Below are 678 nucleotides of genomic sequence, written 5' to 3'. Positions count from 1 at the left end.
CTGTTTCTTTGGAAAGTAACAAGATATTGTTAGATGGTGGGTCGTACAGGATAACTCGGCCCATGGCTTCGCCCTGAGGGTCGTTGTGCTTCGCACAACGCTGTATCGCTTTGCTCGGCTCGAACCTACACAGCTGCTCTACCGACTGAGCTAACGACCCATCTGAATAAACTGGATTATGTTTATCTTGATTATGCTTAGTTAGTAACAAATAGGATAAACAAAAACTTTATCTAACACTATTAATGGTGGGTCGTACAGGATTCGAACCTGTGACCAATTGATTAAAAGATAGTTGGTATATTTTTAAGCTATTGAAAATACTGGCCTAACCTGCATTCACAAATGGCAAAAGTGGCAAGTTTTGACACTCTAATGACACTATTGTGGCACTCCAGTGACGTCACTAATCTGGCACTATGAGGAATAAGTAAGAATACAAGACGCTATTGCAATAATTTATAAAATCATGATTGTTTATCATAAGCTTACTTAGTGATTATATACATTATTTCAATGGTTAAATTTTGATGGTCACGATATACTACCTTAATGACAAAATCTTCACTATCCCAACATGACTCTCTGTTCAAAAAGTTCCTTGGCGATATTACTGTAGCTAGGGACTTTTTGGAGATACATTTGCCACCTCATCTTCGGGAGCGCTGCGATTTCAGC

General features: G+C 38.8%; 1 protein-coding gene and 1 tRNA gene. One reads left to right on the top strand and one right to left on the bottom strand.

Going from position 1 to position 678, the window contains the following annotated elements; genetic code table 11:
- Window positions 1-34: 34 nt before the first annotated feature.
- Window positions 35-160: transfer RNA gene (locus CBG25_RS06985), tRNA-OTHER, on the bottom strand.
- Window positions 161-552: 392 nt separating this feature from the next.
- Between CBG25_RS06985 and CBG25_RS06980 the strand changes: the two genes are divergently transcribed.
- On the top strand, window positions 553-678 hold a 126-nt coding region (locus CBG25_RS06980), incomplete at its 3' end, for an Rpn family recombination-promoting nuclease/putative transposase (RefSeq protein WP_290605589.1).

The sequence above is a fragment of the Arsenophonus sp. ENCA genome (assembly GCF_002287155.1).
Taxonomy (GTDB): Bacteria; Pseudomonadota; Gammaproteobacteria; order Enterobacterales; family Enterobacteriaceae; genus Arsenophonus; species Arsenophonus nilaparvatae.
Note: the sequence above shows the minus strand (reverse complement) of the source record. Positions and strands in the feature narration are given on the sequence as shown.